General features: G+C 37.1%; 14 protein-coding genes, 7 tRNA genes, 1 rRNA gene and 2 other RNA genes. 20 read left to right on the forward strand and 4 right to left on the reverse strand.

The genetic code is table 11. The features are described 5' to 3' along the window. Positions 1–224 precede the first annotated feature (224 nt). The 3 genes from MMB69_RS06690 to MMB69_RS06700 all read left to right on the forward strand — a co-directional run bounded on the left by MMB69_RS06690 (position 225) and on the right by MMB69_RS06700 (position 3,877). A complete protein-coding gene (locus tag MMB69_RS06690) occupies positions 225–1,286 on the forward strand; it encodes an NAD(P)-dependent alcohol dehydrogenase (RefSeq protein ID WP_277447422.1) in 1,062 nt (353 codons plus the stop codon). Between the two features lie 200 nt (positions 1,287–1,486). Continuing rightward, entirely contained in the window at positions 1,487–2,881 is a 1,395-nt protein-coding gene (locus MMB69_RS06695) for an MFS transporter (protein ID WP_221812780.1), read from the forward strand. A 15-nt stretch (positions 2,882–2,896) separates the two neighbouring features. Further along, positions 2,897–3,877: a carbohydrate kinase family protein gene (locus MMB69_RS06700; protein ID WP_277447423.1), complete on the forward strand. Its 981-nt coding sequence runs from the start codon at positions 2,897–2,899 to the stop codon at positions 3,875–3,877. An 856-nt stretch (positions 3,878–4,733) separates the two neighbouring features. Here the strand turns inward: MMB69_RS06700 and MMB69_RS06705 are convergent. After that, entirely contained in the window at positions 4,734–4,889 is a 156-nt protein-coding gene (locus tag MMB69_RS06705; RefSeq protein ID WP_013058266.1) for a hypothetical protein, read from the reverse strand. Positions 4,890–5,245: 356 nt separating this feature from the next. Between MMB69_RS06705 and MMB69_RS06710 the strand changes: the two genes are divergently transcribed. The 13 genes from MMB69_RS06710 (at position 5,246) to MMB69_RS06770 (ending at position 9,186) form a co-directional block, all read left to right on the forward strand. Next, positions 5,246–5,506: a hypothetical protein gene (locus MMB69_RS06710; RefSeq protein WP_277447424.1), complete on the forward strand. Its 261-nt coding sequence runs from the start codon at positions 5,246–5,248 to the stop codon at positions 5,504–5,506. 526 nt (positions 5,507–6,032) lie between these two features. Continuing rightward, positions 6,033–6,212: a small acid-soluble spore protein H gene (locus MMB69_RS06715; RefSeq protein ID WP_277447425.1), complete on the forward strand. Its 180-nt coding sequence runs from the start codon at positions 6,033–6,035 to the stop codon at positions 6,210–6,212. 343 nt (positions 6,213–6,555) lie between these two features. Beyond that, positions 6,556–6,744, forward strand: a non-coding RNA gene (gene ssrS / locus MMB69_RS06720) — 6S RNA. Positions 6,745–6,757: 13 nt separating this feature from the next. After that, positions 6,758–7,022: signal recognition particle sRNA large type (gene ffs, locus MMB69_RS06725), an RNA gene on the forward strand. A 52-nt stretch (positions 7,023–7,074) separates the two neighbouring features. Continuing rightward, positions 7,075–7,190, forward strand: a 5S ribosomal RNA gene (gene rrf / locus MMB69_RS06730). Between the two features lie 125 nt (positions 7,191–7,315). Further along, positions 7,316–8,167, forward strand: coding sequence for a tyrosine-type recombinase/integrase (locus tag MMB69_RS06735; protein WP_269871529.1), 852 nt, complete (start codon positions 7,316–7,318; stop codon positions 8,165–8,167). A gap of 257 nt (positions 8,168–8,424) precedes the next feature. After that, positions 8,425–8,497, forward strand: a tRNA-Cys gene (locus MMB69_RS06740). 23 nt (positions 8,498–8,520) lie between these two features. Beyond that, positions 8,521–8,597 (forward strand) — tRNA-Ile (locus MMB69_RS06745). Positions 8,598–8,612: 15 nt separating this feature from the next. Further along, positions 8,613–8,705: transfer RNA gene (locus MMB69_RS06750), tRNA-Ser, on the forward strand. A gap of 18 nt (positions 8,706–8,723) precedes the next feature. Then, positions 8,724–8,800: transfer RNA gene (locus MMB69_RS06755), tRNA-Met, on the forward strand. 10 nt (positions 8,801–8,810) lie between these two features. After that, positions 8,811–8,892, forward strand: a tRNA-Leu gene (locus MMB69_RS06760). A gap of 12 nt (positions 8,893–8,904) precedes the next feature. Further along, positions 8,905–8,981 (forward strand) — tRNA-Arg (locus MMB69_RS06765). Between the two features lie 114 nt (positions 8,982–9,095). After that, positions 9,096–9,186: transfer RNA gene (locus MMB69_RS06770), tRNA-Ser, on the forward strand. A gap of 125 nt (positions 9,187–9,311) precedes the next feature. Here the strand turns inward: MMB69_RS06770 and MMB69_RS06775 are convergent. After that, entirely contained in the window at positions 9,312–10,487 is a 1,176-nt protein-coding gene (locus MMB69_RS06775) for a NupC/NupG family nucleoside CNT transporter (protein WP_025750788.1), read from the reverse strand. A 467-nt stretch (positions 10,488–10,954) separates the two neighbouring features. Here MMB69_RS06775 and MMB69_RS06780 point away from each other — a divergent pair, with 467 nt between their 5' ends. Together MMB69_RS06780 and MMB69_RS06785 are read left to right on the forward strand one after the other, a co-directional pair. Further along, positions 10,955–11,170 carry a hypothetical protein gene (locus MMB69_RS06780; protein ID WP_277447426.1) on the forward strand — a complete coding sequence of 72 codons (216 nt, stop codon included), beginning with the start codon at positions 10,955–10,957 and terminating at the stop codon, positions 11,168–11,170. A 50-nt stretch (positions 11,171–11,220) separates the two neighbouring features. Next, positions 11,221–11,892, forward strand: coding sequence for an MOSC domain-containing protein (locus MMB69_RS06785; protein WP_221812775.1), 672 nt, complete (start codon positions 11,221–11,223; stop codon positions 11,890–11,892). A gap of 57 nt (positions 11,893–11,949) precedes the next feature. Here MMB69_RS06785 and MMB69_RS06790 read toward each other — a convergent pair whose 3' ends face one another. Continuing rightward, complete coding sequence (locus MMB69_RS06790; protein WP_277447427.1) at positions 11,950–12,810, reverse strand: C40 family peptidase; 861 nt, start codon at positions 12,808–12,810, stop codon at positions 11,950–11,952. 515 nt (positions 12,811–13,325) lie between these two features. On the opposite strand from MMB69_RS06790, the gene MMB69_RS06795 reads away from it, so the two are divergent. Next, on the forward strand, positions 13,326–14,240 hold the full coding sequence (locus MMB69_RS06795; RefSeq protein ID WP_277447428.1) for a DMT family transporter: 915 nt from the start codon (positions 13,326–13,328) through the stop codon (positions 14,238–14,240). Positions 14,241–14,288: 48 nt separating this feature from the next. Here MMB69_RS06795 and MMB69_RS06800 read toward each other — a convergent pair whose 3' ends face one another. Then, entirely contained in the window at positions 14,289–14,939 is a 651-nt protein-coding gene (locus MMB69_RS06800; protein WP_221812772.1) for a DUF975 family protein, read from the reverse strand. A 193-nt stretch (positions 14,940–15,132) separates the two neighbouring features. Here MMB69_RS06800 and MMB69_RS06805 point away from each other — a divergent pair, with 193 nt between their 5' ends. Further along, positions 15,133–15,486, forward strand: coding sequence for a DUF4181 domain-containing protein (locus MMB69_RS06805; protein WP_277447430.1), 354 nt, complete (start codon positions 15,133–15,135; stop codon positions 15,484–15,486). Positions 15,487–15,488 lie beyond the last annotated feature (2 nt).

Here is a 15,488-nt window from a genome sequence, read left to right on the forward strand (position 1 = left end):
ACTGTACTTTTAGACAGTATAAAAGGCTATTAATGGTGTGATGTTAGCAGGTAAAATTAGCTCATGTAATAAAAAACTCTAAAATGTATGCATTTACATAATAATAAAAATATGTTTAAGGAACAGTCAAGTGCATTAGAAATTTATGAGTTGAAAGTAAATTCATATTTATTTTTACGTTATGGATTTATATAGAATTTCTATTAAAGAAAGGAAAATTATTGATGAATAACAACTTACCTAAAACTATGAAAGCAGCTGTCATGCACGGCACAAGAGAAATCAGTATTGAAACATTGCCTATACCACAAATTGATGAAAATGAAGTTTTAATTAAAGTAATGGCTGTAGGAATTTGTGGCTCAGACTTACATTATTATACCCAGGGTAGAATTGGTAAATACAAAGTAGAAAAACCATTTATCCTTGGACATGAGTGCTCAGGTGAGGTTGTAGCTATTGGATCAACTGTTGAAAGATTTAGAGTAGGGGATCGCGTAGCCGTTGAACCAGGAGTAACCTGTGGACATTGTGAAGCATGCAAAGAGGGAAGGTACAACCTTTGTCCAGATGTTCAATTCTTAGCAACACCACCAGTTGATGGTGCCTTTGTTCAATATATAAAAATGCGTCAGGATTTTGTCTTTTTAATCCCGGATTCCCTTTCCTATGAAGATGCTGCCTTAATAGAGCCTTTTTCAGTTGGTATCCATGCAGCGACGAGAACAAAACTTCAGCCTGGGTCAACGATTGCGATTATGGGAATGGGGCCGGTAGGGTTAATGGCTGTAGCAGCAGCGAAAGCATTTGGAGCAAGTACAATAATAGCAACAGACTTAGAACCATTGCGTCTTGAGGCAGCAAAACGAATGGGGGCAACTCATGTTATTAATATTAGAGAGAAAGATCCTCTTAATGAAATTAAAAATATTACTGATAACATAGGCGTTGACGTTGCATGGGAGACTGCAGGGAATCCAAAAGCATTACAATCTTCACTATCTTCAATTCGTCGTGGTGGGAAATTAGCAATCGTAGGTTTACCTTCTCAAAGCGATATTCCACTCGATGTACCATTTATTGCTGATAATGAGATTGATATATATGGTATTTTCCGCTATGCCAACACTTATCCAAAAGGAATTAAATTTCTTACTTCCGGTGCAATTGACACAAAGAATCTTGTAACAGATAGATATCCGTTAGCCGGCACACGTGAAGCGATGGAGAGAGCACTAAATTTTAAAAACGAATGTTTAAAAATTATAGTGTATCCAAACGAATAAAAACATTATACTTGAAAGCTAGATTTCTAGTTGATATTTATGACGAGATTCTTGAACTTTTAATTTTCAGATGGGGAGTTAAAATAGGACATTTGCAACTAAACCGCATCTGTTTTTTCTTTAAGGTAAATGTTTATAATACGGACTCTCTACTAGCTTTCTTAACATATTTTTGAAAACGCATTCTGGAGGTATTACCTATGTTAAACGCAGAACAATCACAAATATTAGAGGCTGAAAGTAAAGGTAAACCTAATTCTATTCCTAGGTTATCCTGGTTAGAACGGTTTGGATATGGATCGGGAGACATGGCATATAATATTGTTTTTCAATTCGTTAATGCCTATCTACTTTTTTATTATACTGATGTCGGAGGTATCCATCCTGCAGCTGTTGCAACGCTATTTTTAGTAGTACGAGTTCTAGATGCTATTTGCGACCCTATAATGGGAGTTATTTTAGATAAAACTAATACACGTTGGGGAAAAGCAAGACCATATTTGTTATGGGTCTCACTTCCTTTTGCTTTCTTCACTATCCTATGTTTTACCAACCCTCACTTAGGGTCAACTGGAAATATTATATATATGTATATTACCTATATCTTATTAGGGATGACGTTTAGTATGCAAACGATTCCAGTTAATAGCTTAACAGGACGAATTACTAATAATGTTCAGGAACGCACAGTTTTAACAACTACTCGTATGATATTGGTTTATGTAGGAATCCTCCTTTCCATTTCATGCGCAACCCCTCTTGTAACAGCTATTGGAGGCAAAAATCAAGAATTTGGATTTCAGATGACTGCTCTAGTCTATGCTGCTGTAAGTATAATTTTAAATCTGTTTAGCTTCTTTACAGTACGCGAGCGCATTGCTCCTAAAAAGAGCAAAAAACATGGACTTAAAGTAACTTTATCTGTTTTGTTTAAAAACAAACCACTACTAGTACTAGTTTCGTCTTTCTTGGCATTTGCTATTGGCTTTAATATTAAACTTAGTACAATGGTTTACTATTTTACTTACAATGTTCATCAAAAGGAATTAGTATTTTGGGGCACTGTTTTATTTTTTGGAGCTGCGCTAATTAGTAACTTATTTATTCCTTTATTCTCTGATAAATGGGGTAGAAAGAGTGTAATGATTGTATCAGCTACAGTATCTCTTATTTCATATATAGGACTCCAATTTACTTCTTTTGATTCAATTGCTTTAATTTTATTTTGGCTGTTTGCTTCGGGATTCTTTACTACTCCACTAAACACACTAGCTTGGGGGATGGTTGCCGATTGTGTAGATTATGCTGAATGGAAAACTGGAGTTCGAGCAGATGGTGTTGTTATTTCCTTAATGAGTTTTACTAATAAGTTAGGGGTTGCACTTGCTGGATCATTCTCAGCCATCTATTTGGGGATAGCAGGCTATGTAGCTAATGCAGAACAAACCGTAGCTTCCTTAAATGCTATAAAAAATATGAATGCTCTAGTGCCAGGAATTTTCATTTTATTTTCTGTATTAATAATCTGCTTTTATCCTTTAACTGAAAAAATATATAATAAAATGATTTTGGATTTAGAGAAAAAATCTAAGTAAATGAGTGTGATATAAGTGCAAAATAGCATAAGTGAAAATGCTCCAGTTGTTTGTGTAGGAGAATTATTAATTGATTTCTTTTGTAGCAATATTAATTCCAATTTAATAGAGGGACGCCAATTTTTAAAAAATGCCGGTGGAGCACCAGCAAATGTATGCGCAACCATAGCAAAACTAGGGGGTAATGCATCATTTAGTGGTAAAGTAGGTAAAGACCCATTTGGCTACTTTTTAGAAGAAACCTTAAATTCATTAAACGTAGATACTTCGATGCTTGCTTGGGATGAAAAGGTAGCAACTACCCTAGCTTTTGTGTCCCTACAAGAAAATGGTGAGCGAGACTTTGTATTTCATAGGGGAGCTGACGCTTTAATGACAATGGAGGACATTAACCTAAATGAAATAAATAAAGCTGAAATCCTTCATTTTGGTTCAGCTACGGCAATGTTAACTTCTCCATTCCGTGAAACTTATTTAAGCCTTATCTCTAGTGCTAAAGAGGAAGGAAAGTTTATTTCTTTTGATCCTAACTATCGAAGAGATTTATGGAAAGGAAGATTAATTGATTTCATCTCAATCGCAAAGAAAGCTATTGCTTTAAGTGATTTTGTAAAAGTAAGTGATGAAGAATTAGAGATTATCACAGGCATTAAGAATCATGAAGTAGGTGTTGATACCCTACATAAAATGGGAGCTAAAATTGTAGCAGTTACTCTTGGAAAAAGGGGAACATTGATATCTAATAGTAGAAAAAAAGAACTAGTGAAGAGTATTCCTATTAAGTCAATTGACTCTACAGGAGCTGGGGATGCTTTTGTAGGTGCAACGTTGTTCAAATTAGCTAATACACAGAATATCAAATCCATTAAAAATGATTTCGAGCAGTTACTCGACATTATTGCATTTGCAAACCGAGTTGGAGCGCTGGTATGTACAAAGATAGGAGCAATTGAAGCACTGCCAAATATTGAAGAAATAGAAATTACTAGTGTATAAACAGCCTAGCAGTAATAATACAATAACTAGACATCATTTTATATTAGTCCTATAGCAAAACCCATTTTATACAATATACGCCTTGTCTTTGGCTATAAAAGAAATACCTCAGAGAACGTTAATTTAGTTCAGATTTTCCATATGGAGATCGATATTTACATCTACAGGCTGTTAAGCGTCATACATCTAGTCAAGAAGTTATAGATAGAGTATTAGGTGGGTCTCTATTAAATATATAAATCCAGCACCTTCTGTTTGATGTTAGCCTAGGTACTATGAAAAGAACTTGAAAAATGTGTTTCAAGTTCTTTTTTATATTTATTAAGATTGTTGGTTTTCCACTGTCTCTAATTTTTTATAGTGCGCAATTTTTTCTTCAATTAAATCGTGAAAAAAGCAAAAATACAGGTGTTCTGACTTATAATCGTATATCGAGCATAATGCCGACTTACTATCCAAAAAAAAGATGTTAAACAACCTCTTAGAATCGCAGAAGCCTATAATAACGACGGGTATAAAGTAGCACATTTTTATACAGAAAATCAGGTTAGAAAATTTGAGGATAAATATAGCAAGAGATATAAGATAATACCGTATTCATAAAAAAATGTTTTTATTATAAGTTTCGGAAAGAATGGTTATGTTAAGCTACACTTTTTTATTTTGTTATAATACTTAACGATTATCTAATGTGAAATACTTTCTTTTTATTTGAATTCTGTTTTCATAATAGAATTCAAATTCTCTTTAGCTTAGTGCCTGTTTTTCATATAAGTCTTCTTCACTCTATAAAAGAAACCTCAGTTCAAGTCATACATTTGAACTGAGGTTTCTTATTATCCTCGAAAGGTTAAATTTATTTTTTATTTACTTGGCGTCCACTTTTTTTCTGGCTCTGGGAACTTGTGTTGCCAGTTTGAAATTCATTGCCTAATTCAACATCATTTCTTTTATCTTGCTTCTCTACTTGCTCTCTTGTTTGATTCTTTTTCTGTATCCCTTGTTTTGACATTACTTATCTCATCTCGCTTTCATCTAGTATTGTTTTTAATATGTGCAACTATAAGAAAAAACATATAAATTAAATAAAAAATTTGTTAGTTGTTTCTGAATTGAAGCCCTATTTGCCGCTAGGGGAACCCCAGCATATAAACAACCGAGCACATCTTACATTACTACCTACGTCTTACCTAATGCAGTAATTATTCTTTTTGAGTTTTAGGGTGGACGGACAAGCTTTATGGGATTAATTTGATTTTGGAATAGGTGAGAATAGGATCGTAAAAAGGACACATAATTAGTAAAACAATTACTGTTGTTTAATATGTCAAGAGATGAAGATTTTACTCATTTTTGGAGGAAGTTGTAATGGAGAAAGATCAAACGTTGAAAAATGCGATGAATGAATGGGCACGTGTAACTGAGGATCCACAAATGTTAATGACTTATGAAGTAAACCAGGAATTCCAAGTAGAGGAAAAATTGACATTAAAAAAAGCTGAAAAACAAGGGGGAAAAAGAGCTATTAAGAGAGTAGCGTTAAGAATGCTGCAAAAAGGTATGGATAATCAAATAATATCTGAATTAACTGAGCTTACAGAAGAAGAGATTGAACAGATTCGTAAATAACGAATGTAAACCGAGGGTAGGAAGAAATATAATCCAAACCAACATTTTATTTTATCACGATAAAAAAAGGGCTACCCAAAATAGGAAAGAGGTAGCGTGCTCTACTCAAGCTAAAAATTGAATACATTGGTTGAGTTAAAACAACTACGTTATTTTAACATGTATAATTTTTTAGTAAAACGCTATCATTTCCAGTTTTATTACCTAATTTCCTCTGCTAAAATGGAATCATAGGGATGAAGAGAGAAGGGTAGATGAGGCATATGAGTACGAGTCTATTGCTAACTTTAGGGGTTATATTTTTGGCAACAATAGCTATAGCCATTTTAATTAAGATTCCAGAAGAAGATTAAAGTGAATAATAAAATGAAAAGCTATCTCAAATTATGAACGAGATAGCTTTTTTACTGCTTAATGTCTCATTTGAAAAAATTAAAATTGATTTTATATAGAGGAATTAAATGCATAAAAATTAATTAAAAACAAATACTTTCACTGTCATAAATAAAAAGGAGGCTAGATAAAGGTGGATGCACAAAGAGCACAAGAAATTGCCGATTCAGTGGACATGGCCAATGTAATATATAACGGGAAAAGTATTTACATTGAGCATGTAGACCAACACAATGGGGTAGCTACAATTCATAACCTGGATGAACCAAATAATAAGCAAAGTGTTTCTATAACTGAACTAACAGAACAATAATTTACTCTTAGAATAAAAAAGCCGTTTTATGTAGGCTTTTTTTATTTTTCTCTCATTTTTATGGAGAGAAGATGAGAAGAAAAAATAACCACGTTAGAAAAGTAGTGTTAGATCAAGGATGTATAAAAATCTAACCGTAATGAACTTTACTTTTAAATGGAGGACTCAATATAATGAAACACGACTCCTTATAACTTCGATCTTTCAAAGAAATTCCTTCCCAACAACAGTAAATCAAGCAAATAAGAAAACATTGAGGGCTAGGAGTCATTTTTTCGTTTATGTTGACTTCTACGAAATTTTATTGTAGGATAATCTATATCATCAATAAACACATTAAATACTTATCCTACGATGCACGTTATGCCCTATTTGTTTTGAACCGTACTGTTTATTTGGGATTCCTACATTTGTTGACTGATGCCATGCCTGTCTTTGACACAGGATCGCTGAAACGTTAATATGCGGAAACCGACCTGCGAGATCGCGGGTTCACAAAACAGATTGGGAGGACGACATAGGTGGGAATCCCTTAACTATACATACCGTGCTAGACGGGGAGATGGCGGTGCCCTGTAACCTGCAATCCGCCTTAGCAGGGTTTAATTCCTAACAGAGGTATGAGTCAGGTAAGGTCTGACTTGGACAAGTGGTGTTGACAACTAGGTCCTGCACAACAGAAACCTATGAACATGGTCAGGTCCGGAAGGAAGCAGCCATAAGTAGATTCTTCTGTGTGTTGCAGCACAACCCGGTCGAGCTAACTGTACAAGTAACGCTTATTTGATCATGTCAATGACGGGTGCACGGTGTTTTTACTTAGCAATTTTTATTTAGTGTTAAGAAAACTATCTTTAATAAGTCTGGTGGCAATAGCAGAGAGGTCACACCCGTTCCCATATCGAACACGGAAGTTAAGTTCTCTAGCGCCAATGGTAGTGGGGACTTTGTCCTTGTGAGAGTAGGACGTTGTCAGGCAAAAAAACAGCCCATCATATCAATGATGGGCTGTTTTTTTGTATATTAATTTCGTGTAAATTGATTTCTACGAAATTAAATGTTATGTTTTATGTAATTTATTAGTATATGTAGGAGGATTTAGAGTGGAAAAAAATAGCCTAGAAGTTATTCCATTGATTGATGACTTTAGCCAATGGTTAATAGAGTCAGGCAAATCTGATAATACGATTAAAACCTATCGAGCAGTGCTAAACCAATTTCATGAATGGCTTCTAAGTGAAGGTAGACATTTAGAGCAAGTAACAAAAAATAATGTCCAAACTTATATGATTAACCTTGAATCTAATAATAAAAGTGCGTCGACTATAGAAAAAGCTTTTGTAACAATTAGCGTTTTTGCACGCTTTCTTGAAAAACCAGAAATTGTTCAAAATATTGAACGTAAACGAAAAGAGAAAAATAACGAGGTTGTACCACAGTCATTAGAAGCAAGTGAGCTTGACCGTCTTTTATCTGAAGTAAAGCAACAGGGAAACCTTCGTGATATTGCTATTGTATATACTTTATTACATACAGGGGTTCGAGTATCAGAAATTTGTGCTTTGAATCATAAAGACGTAAAGATTAACAAATCTGACGGTTTTTTAATTATCCGTAATGCTAAAGGGTCTAAAAAGCGACTTGTTCCTCTTTCTACAGAAGCAAGAAATAGTTTAAAGAAGTATATTGATTCACTTGATTCTAATCATGAAGCTTTATTTGTCTCTAATTTTGATAGAAGAATGTCTGCACGTACGGTTCAGTACATGTTAAAAAAATATAATGTAAATCCTCATAAATTACGCCACACTTTCTGTCATGAGTTAGTTAAGAAAGGGATAGATATTGCAACAGTTGCCGAACTAGCAGGCCATTCTGATGTGAATGTTACAAAACGATACCTAAAATCTTCTACAAGAGATTTAGAAAATGCGATTACGCAAACCTTTTTATAAAAATAAGCTCTGTAACAAGAATCATGATTCTTGTTACAGAGTTTTTTTATTTAGGTGTATGTTCCTACTTAATAATTGCAAAATTAAGTATTAAAACACAACTTACATAGATGTTGACTTCTACGAAATTATAAGGTAAAATAATTTTTGTTGGTAGCGAAACAGATATTAATTATTAAATTACTAGTACATGTTTCATAAGGATCGGGTAGCATACGAATAAACGCGACTTACTGTAAATTCTTTCTATACTTATTGGTGGCATAGCTACGTGGTAAGGTCAAGGTGTGCAATACCTTTATCACCGGTCAAATCCGGTTGCCCTTTCCACATTCTAATAGAGAACTTAGAAAGGACCTTTAGCTCAGCTGGTTAGAGCAGACGGCTCATAACCGTCCGGTCGTAGGTTCGAGTCCTACAAGGTCCACCATCGAACCTGAAATATGGAGGAATACCCAAGTCTGGCTGAAGGGATCGGTCTTGAAAACCGACAGGGGTGTCAAAGCCCGCGGGGGTTCGAATCCCTCTTCCTCTTCCATTATATCTTTGTTATTATCGCGGGGTGGAGCAGTTCGGTAGCTCGTCGGGCTCATAACCCGAAGGTCGCAGGTTCAAATCCTGTCCCCGCAACCATGTTTCACATGCGGATGTGGCGGAATTGGCAGACGCGCTAGACTTAGGATCTAGTGTCTTATGACGTGGGGGTTCAAGTCCCTTCATCCGCATCATTTTAGGAAGCGCCCGTAGCTCAATTGGATAGAGCGTTTGACTACGGATCAAAAGGTTAGGGGTTCGACTCCTCTCGGGCGCGCCATAAACGGGAAGTAGCTCATTTTGGTAGAGCCCAAGTCTGATAAGTGTGAGGTCGGTGGTTCAAGTCCACTTAGGCCTACTATTATTCCACAGTATCTCAGTGGGAGATCCATACAGAGAAGTACCCAAGTGGCTCAAGGGGCTCCCCTGCTAAGGGAGTAGATCGTTAACGCGATGCGAGGGTTCGAATCCCTTCTTCTCTGCCATTTTATAATTTTATCTGGTCCGTTGGCCAAGTGGTCAAGAAATTATCCTTTTAAAAAGATAACACGGGTTCGAATCCCGGACGGGTCATTACAAAAAAGCACTCACTTTGGTGAGTGCTTTTCTATTAAATAAACAATCCAACCATAATACCTGTTAAAATCGATCCCATTGTAGCGACTAACAGCATCTTCAAGCCGAATTTCGCAACGCGTGAGGCTTGTTCGCCGTTGATTGCCTGGATCGTACCAAGAACAATCCCGATTGAGCTGAAGTTTGCAAATGAGATTAAGTAAGCTGATACGATACCGACCGTTTTTTCAGAAAGGTGAGGCATCATTTTTTGGAAGTCAAGCATGGCAACGAATTCGTTTGCTACTACTTTTGTTCCCATTACGCCGCCGGCTCTCATTAGTTCATCTGCCGGAATACCCATGATAAAGGCAATTGGGTAGAAGATATAGCCTAAAATGTCTTGAACAGTTAATCCGATTACGCCGTTTAATACGTAGTTCACTAATGCTAAAAGACCAACGTACGTTACAAGCATCGCTGCTACGATTAACGCAACGCGTCCGCCGTCTAGTGCTCCGTCACCGATTGCTTCAAACAGCGTGCCTTGCTTAGCAGGTGCTTTGATATCGACTTCGTTTTCATCTTCTACTTTTACAGGTGCAACGATAGAAGAAACGATTAAGCCAGAAAATACGTTTAGCGGAAGGGCAATTAATACGTATTCCGCCGGAATCATCTGCATGTATGCGCCTAGAATTGAACAAGAAACCGATACTAATGATGTTGTTGTAACGATAAATAAACGGTTTGGTGTTAAACCTCCGATGTGGTTTTTCACCGCAATTAGCGCCGTTGTATCACCAAAAATCATTGCGTTCACGGCTGTGAAGCTTTCAATTTGGGGAAGTCCGGTAATTTTTGAAACAAGTCCTCCGATATATTTGATCCCAAAGGGTAAAATACGAGAGTAGTTTAAAATACTTAATAATGCTGAAACGAATACAATCATAACTAACGTTTGGATAAAGAAAATGCCTTTTCCTGCAAGATCTCCAAACACGAACGAAATTCCGTCGTTACCAAATGATAAGATCTTTGTAAATACACTTGTGATAAAGTCAAGCACCTTGCGACCAATCGATGTATTCATCATAAAAGCAGAGATAGCAAGCTGGATAACCAGCATAACTGCGATGCCTTTATAGTTGATAAGTTTTCTGTCGTTCGACATGAGGAATGCAACTGCTAAGATAATTACAATCCCGATAATTCCCATTAAAATTGACATTTACTTTTCTCCTTACATGTATTCTATATTTATAAAAGAGGGACGTGCATAGAAATGACTATGTAAATCGGCCTCTATTTTATACAAAAACGGAACTTTTACGCCATTTTTGTTAAAAATGGGCAAAATTTTTTAGGCCATTGTAAAAAATGACGTAATTGTAAAATAATATTTACTATGTGCTATTATGTAAAGAAACATGCAGAGCTGACATAATAACTTATATTTCGACAGCCTCTACTATCTTAAATCATTTCGAACAAAAGAAAAAGGGGAAATGAAGATATTTTTAATATAATTGTGAAATATTTTTAAAAATTTATGATACTTCCGATTCTTGGAATTCCAGCATGAGAAGTAAAAAAGAGACAAAATCACTTATCATACGCTGTTTAAGAGAAATTTTTCCTTTTTAATGGTAGAATATTCATGAGGGATTATAAAGCAATTGTATAAAGGAGTTAACGATGAATACGATTCAAACATTTTTTTCAAAGAATCCAAAATGGTCATATACCGGAAATTTTGTGGTAACACTAGCTTGCGTAGCAGTACTTCCATCTTTATTTATGCCCACCGTTTCAGGCGTGGTGCTTGGATTTGTAGCAGCTACGGCTATTAATTATGCACTGGGGCTAAAGTGGAAACCGCTAAGAGAGCTAACTAGCACATCGCGCAAATAAGGCTATGATTGTGGTAAACTAGTAAAAATGATAAAAGAGGTGTAAACATAATGACGACACCCGAGAGAAAGCTGATCCATTTAGCAACCGGAATGCCTGAACAAATGGCATACAGTCCTGACAAAGAAATGCGCACAGGCATATGCAAGAAGCAAGTAGACGAAACGTTTTTAGCAAAAGAAGGGTTTCAAGGCGACGGCGTTGCGAATTTAAAGTATCACGGCGGACCGGATCGTGCGGTGTGCGTGTATCCGTATGAGCACTATAAAAAATGGAACGAAGAGTTTGATACGGAGCTGCCGATGTCTGCGTTTGGAGAAAATCTTGTCCTATCAGGCATGGTTGAAAAAGACGTATGCATTGGAGACATTTATCAAGTGGGAGACGCCGTTATTCAAGTGACGCAAGGGCGAAATCCATGCGACACGATTACAAAGCGAACGGGCGTTAAAGGTCTTTTAAAACGAATGATTGAGACAAGCTATACCGGCTATCTTTGCCGCGTGCTGAAAGAAGGTACAATTACGCAAGATGCGGAAGTAAAATTGATTGAAGCTCATCCAAACCAAGTATCCGTTTGGTTTACGCTTGATTTATATTTCCATCATTCAAAAGATGTAGAAGGGATGAAGCGGGCTTTAGAAGTGGCTGAGCTAGCTGAAGACTGGAAAAATAAATTTCAAACGCGCATTGAAAAGGCGCTTTCCGTCGCGCAGCGATAAAAAGTAAATGCCCTCTAATCGTTAGAACGTATCTAACGATTAGAGGGCATTTTTTTCTTAGAAGCGTCCGTATCCTAAGAAATGATCTTGATAGTAAGAAACATCTAGGTCAGCTACAGCTACACCGTGTGAACCAGCATGAATCATTTGGCCGTTTCCGATGTAGATTCCCATGTGAGATGGTCCGCTTGTGTATGTGTTTTGGAAGAATACTAGATCGCCTGGTTGCGGAGACGAAATTTTTGTCGCCATGTTCCAATAGTTGGCTACGCTTGTACGTGAAATGCTGTGACCGCTATGGTTGAACACGTATGCGATAAAGCCTGAGCAGTCAAATCCGCTTGGTGTGTTTCCTGCCCATTGGTAAGGTGATCCTACTAAACTACGTGCAACATTTACTGTGCTTCCAGAAGCCGTGCTTGTTGTTGGAGCCGGTGCTGGTGTGCTTGTTTCTTGTGCTGCAGATGCAGATGTAGATGCAGATGTAGATGCAGATGCTGTAGAAGTAGAAGGAGTTGATGTGCTTACACCTTTTACTTGGCTTGCGCTTGGTTTGCCTGATGCAATTGTTACATAGCTTGAGCTTTTTGAAATCCATTTGTTTGGTGCAATTTCAACTAAGCCGTTTGCTTCTTTTAAAATAGCAAACTCTTGACCTTGTGTTGCAGTTCCAACGACTGGAGATGAAAAGCTAGCTCCTTGACGAATATTTAACGCACTCACGTTTACGATGACTTTTTGATTAGTAGTAGTTGCTTGTTGTTGAGGTACGCTTGGCGTTACCTTTTCTTGTACGGGTGCTGGTGCAGCGCCTCCGTCATTTGCACTTGCTGAAGTTGTGCTAAATGTTAGGGCAGCGGGAACAAGTAATGCTGCTAACCCCATATTCATAACTGTACGATTTGCTTTCTTTAGCATGTTCTTTCTCCCTTTCCATAACTTGTTTTATTCACAACTGTGAGTCTATCAATCCTGACAGGAAAAGTAAACATCTAATTCCAAATTACGACATTTTGTAACATAGTTTTAATATTAAAGAGCGATATAAGTAGAATTGTCACCTTCTCTGTAATAATTCTGACAATTTATCTAGGTAGAAATGTTTAGGAGATTCATAGATTTATTAGAAAATATGTAAGCTAAATGAAAAAAGGGAGCAGAAACCCAGCAGCTGAATGGCTTCAAGGCTTTTAGGATGTATAAAAGCTATAGGTAAAAAATGATATCGCTACTAGCGATGCACTTTATTTTTTTCTAAATGAACATATAGAGAAGAAAGATACGCTGTCATAAAAGAAACTCAGTTACTATAACTGCTATACATAAATTACATCAAAAGCATCCAGTTGAAGTGAGTAAAAAAGAAGCGTAGTATACAAGGAGGAATGAACGCGTGAATCATTTACATTCATATATGTAGGAGTGGTTGTTGTATGAAACAGTCATCATCTTTTATTAATGGAATTCTTTTAGCTGCTCTTGTACTGATTTGGGGATTAACGTGGCCGATGTCGAAGCTGGCGCTTAGCTATTCATCGCCTATTTTGTTATCTGGACTGCGGTCATTAAGTGCGGGAATCATCCTATTAGCGGTCGCACTGCCAAGATATAAACAGCTTCACTGGAAGCAAAACTGGCGTAAATATATGGTGTCAGGTCTATTTAATTCAATCTTATTCTACGGTCTGCAAACGATTGGACTTATGTTTATGCCAGCAGGGGTCTTCAGCGTTATTGTCTACTTGCAGCCGGTGCTCATCGGCATCATTGCATGGCTGTGGATTGGAGAAAGCATGAACGCTGTGAAGATAGGGGGCTTGCTTCTTGGCTTTGTAGGTGTAGCTACCATCAGCACGGGAGAATTATCTGCTAATGCTTCAGCCGTTGGAATTCTTTTAGCTGTCCTTACGGCACTGAGCTGGGCGATTGGAACCGTTTATATCAAGCGTATTAGCGACAGTGTAGATGGCATTTGGCTTATTACCGTTCAAAGTCTTGTCGGCGGAGTGGTTATGACAGCAGCTGGCAGCAAAGTGGAAGGATGGTCTCATATGGTGTGGAATTCATCATCTATGCTGCTGCTTTTATTTTTAGCACTGTTTTCTGTTGCCGTTGCGTGGCTCATTTATTTTTATTTAATCAGTAAAGGAGAGGCCAGCAAAGTAGCGTCGTTTAATTTTCTTGTTCCAATCATTTCAATTGTCATTGGCACGCTCTTTTTAGACGAACCGTTTACGTCGTCACTTCTTGTAGGGCTGGTGCTTATTATTATCAGTATTTATTTAGTGAATAAAAAAGCGAAGAATCAAAAGTTTAAGCCCTCTGATGGAGGAGACCAGGCGGCGTAAAGCTATCCATAAAAAAACCGTATTCGCAACTCGAATACGGTTTTTCGTTTATTCAGCAACTTCTGCTTCATTTGCTTTTAGCTTTTCATAAAATACGCCAAGCGAAGTCGTTACATACGGAACGAGCCATAATAACCCGATACCAAGCGTAATCATACTTAAAATGCCCCAGCCGATAAAGCTTAAAATCAGTAAAAAGTAGGTCCACTTGTAGCCGTTCATTAACCGTCTGCTTTCAGTAATGGACTGGTTGACCGAATAATCTGGGTTATCGCGGAATACGTAGTAAGCCTGTGAATAGGCAAGACTTTTGATGATGCCAGGAATGATTAATAAAATACTCCATAGCACGGTATAAATAATCGTTAACAAGTAAAGTCCGAGTGTTCTAAAGTATAATCCTGCAGATGAAAACGAATCAAACACGTTTCCTACACGTACACTTTCTCCTCGCACCAGACGCAATAGCACCCAGTAGTAAGAGAAAAAGAGCGGTACGAGCAGCAGGGATACAATATTAGCTAAGGTAGACTGAGAGTATTCGGTTTCAGACCCGCTTGGAAATCCGTTGATTAAAAAGTCAATAAGTCCTGGAATACCGGCAGCAATTAGATACGTGACGAACGTAAGCAGTACGGCAAATCCCCAGCGGTTTTTCAGCGCTGCGAGTGCACCTTGCTTCACTTCTTTTATTCTCATAACTTGATGTCCCCCTCTAGGTGAGTTTATACAGAGAATTTAACCTGTACATTAGTCAATATATTAGCGATTTTTAAATATATGAATGCTTGCACTAATAAGTTGTGTAAAGATTTTTTAGACGCTTGAAATTTGTGTAAAGTTCTTTAAAATGGAAGTATAAGGATATTTTTGGTCGGAAGGAGGAATGAAAATGACGCTTGTGTATTTGTTGATTCTGGCAGTCGTCTATGTCTTTATGGATTTTTGCCTGCGAAAAAAGCTGCATACAAAGATGACAAAAAGTTATTGGAGAAGCTTTAAAGGAAGGCGTCCGCTGTTTATTACAATTGAAATGGTGATGCTTGCTTCGTTTTTAGTGCTGATCTTTGTTATACCGCCAGCCTACACCTCCGTTTTTATGTTTCTTTTCTTGTTTCTCCTGTACGTGCTTCGAGGTTTCGAAGAATGGAAGTTTGACAGAAATCAAAAAGAGCACTATCACTCGTGGCTTGGTGCAACTTTTTTCATGTTTGCTTCGTTTTTAGTGTTGATGAGAGATATGTAAAA

It is taken from the genome of Priestia sp. P5 (genome assembly GCF_029522155.1).
In the GTDB taxonomy this organism is placed as follows: domain Bacteria; phylum Bacillota; class Bacilli; order Bacillales; family Bacillaceae_H; genus Priestia; species Priestia megaterium_E.

Bases quoted from the DNA above. Each gene is read 5' to 3' on its own strand.
- MMB69_RS06695 (WP_221812780.1), top strand. From the start codon at position 1,487: ATGTTAAACGCAGAACAATCACAAATATTAGAGGCTGAAAGTAAAGGT.
- MMB69_RS06805 (WP_277447430.1), top strand. From the start codon at position 15,133: ATGACGCTTGTGTATTTGTTGATTCTGGCAGTCGTCTATGTCTTTATG.
- MMB69_RS06690 (WP_277447422.1), top strand. From the start codon at position 225: ATGAATAACAACTTACCTAAAACTATGAAAGCAGCTGTCATGCACGGC.
- MMB69_RS06795 (WP_277447428.1), top strand. From the start codon at position 13,326: ATGAAACAGTCATCATCTTTTATTAATGGAATTCTTTTAGCTGCTCTT.
- MMB69_RS06785 (WP_221812775.1), top strand. From the start codon at position 11,221: ATGACGACACCCGAGAGAAAGCTGATCCATTTAGCAACCGGAATGCCT.
- MMB69_RS06790 (WP_277447427.1), bottom strand. From the start codon at position 12,810: ATGCTAAAGAAAGCAAATCGTACAGTTATGAATATGGGGTTAGCAGCA.
- MMB69_RS06780 (WP_277447426.1), top strand. From the start codon at position 10,955: ATGAATACGATTCAAACATTTTTTTCAAAGAATCCAAAATGGTCATAT.
- MMB69_RS06800 (WP_221812772.1), bottom strand. From the start codon at position 14,939: ATGAGAATAAAAGAAGTGAAGCAAGGTGCACTCGCAGCGCTGAAAAAC.
- MMB69_RS06775 (WP_025750788.1), bottom strand. From the start codon at position 10,487: ATGTCAATTTTAATGGGAATTATCGGGATTGTAATTATCTTAGCAGTT.
- MMB69_RS06705 (WP_013058266.1), bottom strand. From the start codon at position 4,889: ATGTCAAAACAAGGGATACAGAAAAAGAATCAAACAAGAGAGCAAGTA.
- MMB69_RS06710 (WP_277447424.1), top strand. From the start codon at position 5,246: ATGGAGAAAGATCAAACGTTGAAAAATGCGATGAATGAATGGGCACGT.